The following is a 2,616-nucleotide window of genomic DNA, read 5'->3' on the forward strand; positions in this document are numbered from 1 at the left end:
TAAGAGGTGCCGCCGCTTTGCGGCTCTGTCAAGCTACTAAATAACTGTTCCTACCAACATGCCGCCGCTTCGCGGCTGCTCGGCAGCGTGGGCTGGTCAGTGGCTATAGGTCAGGTGCCTAGTGCTGCACCGTCAGGCGGCGGGTGGCTACCACCGCGCCGTTGGCCAGCAGGCGATACACGTAGAGGCCGGCCGGCAGGTCGGCCACGCTCACCAGCAGCTAGGGGCCGCTGGCCGGGCTCACGGCCAGGGTGCGGGCCACACTGCCCAGCGGGTTGAGGAGCTGCACCGTAGCCGCCTCGCGCACCAGGGTGCGGTCGAGCTTCAGCGTCACGGTTGCGGTGGCGGGGTTGGGGTAGGCCTGGAAGGCGGCGGTTTCTTGCGGGGCCGTGGTGGGCAGGGCTGCCGCCGTAATCACGCCGTACATGCCCGCGCCCGCCGCCCCGTGGGCGGTGCAGTGGTAGGGATAGGTGCCCACCGTCGAAAAGGTAAGCGACTTGCTGGTGCTGCCCGGGCTGATGACGAACAGCGACCAGGCTCCGTTGTCGGAGGCCGTGGGGTGCGTGCCGCCACTGCCGCTTTGGTACTGCCAGGTTACCGCATCACCGGGCCGGATGGTCACGGTCTGGGGCGGGTAGTAGTTATCGCCCACCATAATGGTGATATTGGCGGCCGAGGCCGAAAAGCCCAGCAGCAGGGCCAATAAAAAGAGTAGCGTTGCCTTCATGGCAGAACAGTGAGTTGGGGGTGAAAGAAATGCAACTAGATGAATGGTTACGAGGCGCCTTCGGGCTGCTACTCGGCCACTTACCCCAAACGGTTGCCCGCTTGGCTGAAATAAATGCAATAATTTCCTGACCCAGTGCCGGCTGCTGCCTAGCGCCCGCCGCCCACCGTAAAATTCCGGGCCACCGCGAAGCCGAAATACAGGTCGCCGGCAAAAAACCGGCCCGTGGTTTCGGGCACGAAAAACTTCTCCGTCATGCCCAGCGAGTTCGTCACGTGCAGCTGAAACACGTGCCCGCCCGTCTCGATGTCCACGCCCAGCCCCAGCGCGTTGCGGAAGTTGGCGGCCGTGTTGCCCGGAAACAGGTAGTAGTAATCGGCGGTGAGGGCCGTGCGCTTGGTAAGTTTCTGGCGCAGCGCGCCGCCCAGCGCGTACACGTCGTTTTGCTCGGCGGGGGGCGCCACGTAGTTGCGATGCACCAGCGTGGGCATCAGCTGCACCGACAGCATCGGCTGCGCCAATCTGGCGCTCCGCGCGGGGCGCAATGGCCGCCAAGCTGCCAGGGCTTTGCGTGGCGGGCCATTGGCGCGCGCGCCAATGGTGGAAATTGGGCGCTGGCCCGCCTCGGCAGCTGCGCCTGCCGCCGCAAGAGTAACCGCTGTCACCGGCGGGTTTTTCTGGTTTTGCCGGAGCGATAGCGCCAGCCGCTTAGCCGGGCAGCGTGGCGCAGCGGGTGCCGAGGCACGGCCGCGCCGCGTTGCGGCAGCTGTAGCTACCAGGGCGTCGTTGGTTTCTTGGTGGTTTTTGCGTTTGGCAAGTGGGCTGGTAGCCGAAGAAAATGCCGCGACTTTCGCGGGCCTGAAACGGCCGGGGCGCCGGTGATGCTTGGCAGTGTTGGCGGCTGGTAGTTGGGTAGTCGATTCGGAATATCGGCTTGCGACAGCGTTGGCAGGCAGCGTTTTAGCGGGCGTGGCTGGCTGCGCGCCAAATTCGCCGGCGGGCTGTGCGGCCGCCGGGTAGTAGGTGCCAGCCGGGTGGGCGAGGCGACTTCTGGCGTATCGGCCCCGAGCAGCCGCAGCACCTGGCGGTGCAGGGCCTGCTAGCGCAGGTCGGCATCGAGCAGCAGGTCCATGCGGTGCCACGCGGCCGGGTTTTCCGGCTGCTCGGGGTGGTGCGCGAGGCCCCGGCGAAACAGGGCGCCGAATTCCTCATCCGGCGTAAACGGCGTAGGCATGGGGATTAGTTTTTTTTAGATGAAGCCGGAGGTGAGCCCGTGCTTTCGACAGGTTAGATTTGGAAGTGTCGGCGGTGATGCCCAGGTGCTGCGCTATTTCTTCGCGCGTGTGCCATCCCGCATCGGTAGGCTCGTGCAGCAGGTCGGCGAGGTCGTCTTGCCGGTGGTGCTTTTCGTGGGCGCGGAAGTAATCGATGGCCGTGCGAATCATGATTTTCCTGAGCCAGCCCCGAAACGAGCTACTGAGCTCGTAGCGCTCGGCGTCGAAGCGGCCGAGGTCGCGGAAGGTCTTCAAGAATCCGTCATTCACCACTTCCTCCGCCTCATTGCGCTGGCGGGTATAGCGCAGGCAAATGCCCAGCGCGTAGCTGTAGTAGAGCCCATACAGCCGCTGCTGCATGGCACGGTCGCCCCGCCGGCAGCCGGCAAGCAACGCCTGAAGCACTTCGGGGGAGGCAGGAGGCGCGGACACGGGCAGAAAGAAGGGAGGTACCGGCGAACTCGCAGGCATCGTCAAAAATGTTCCCTGGTTTCAAGAAAATATTGTGAAATTCTTGGGAGGCCTTTAATAATACCTAGACAGCATTAGTCATGCAAAGCGCAGCGAAGCCTCTCGCGTGGCGCAGTAATCCCTTTCGTATTGGTTACTGCGCCA

General features: G+C 64.0%; 4 protein-coding genes. All 4 read right to left on the bottom strand.

Annotated features, from left to right (window positions below; translation table 11 throughout):
* Window positions 1-220: 220 nt before the first annotated feature.
* Window positions 221-727 (bottom strand): cupredoxin domain-containing protein, encoded by a 507-nt coding sequence (locus VFO93_RS12430; protein ID WP_325134695.1) that lies wholly within the window; start codon window positions 725-727, stop codon window positions 221-223.
* Between the two features lie 149 nt (window positions 728-876).
* Complete coding sequence (locus VFO93_RS12435; protein WP_325134696.1) at window positions 877-1,248, bottom strand: DUF5777 family beta-barrel protein; 372 nt, start codon at window positions 1,246-1,248, stop codon at window positions 877-879.
* Window positions 1,249-1,826: 578 nt separating this feature from the next.
* Window positions 1,827-1,961: a hypothetical protein gene (locus VFO93_RS12440; RefSeq protein WP_325134697.1), complete on the bottom strand. Its 135-nt coding sequence runs from the start codon at window positions 1,959-1,961 to the stop codon at window positions 1,827-1,829.
* Window positions 1,936-2,433: an RNA polymerase sigma factor gene (locus VFO93_RS12445; RefSeq protein WP_325134698.1), complete on the bottom strand. Its 498-nt coding sequence runs from the start codon at window positions 2,431-2,433 to the stop codon at window positions 1,936-1,938. The genes VFO93_RS12440 and VFO93_RS12445 overlap by 26 nt, the downstream gene beginning before the upstream one ends.
* Window positions 2,434-2,616 lie beyond the last annotated feature (183 nt).

The organism is Hymenobacter sp., assembly GCF_035709525.1.
GTDB lineage: Bacteria > Bacteroidota > Bacteroidia > Cytophagales > Hymenobacteraceae > Hymenobacter.

Excerpts from the sequence above, each read along its gene's own strand:
- VFO93_RS12440 (WP_325134697.1), bottom strand. The coding sequence starts at position 1,961 with ATGCCTACGCCGTTTACGCCGGATGAGGAATTCGGCGCCCTGTTTCGC.
- VFO93_RS12430 (WP_325134695.1), bottom strand. The coding sequence starts at position 727 with ATGAAGGCAACGCTACTCTTTTTATTGGCCCTGCTGCTGGGCTTTTCG.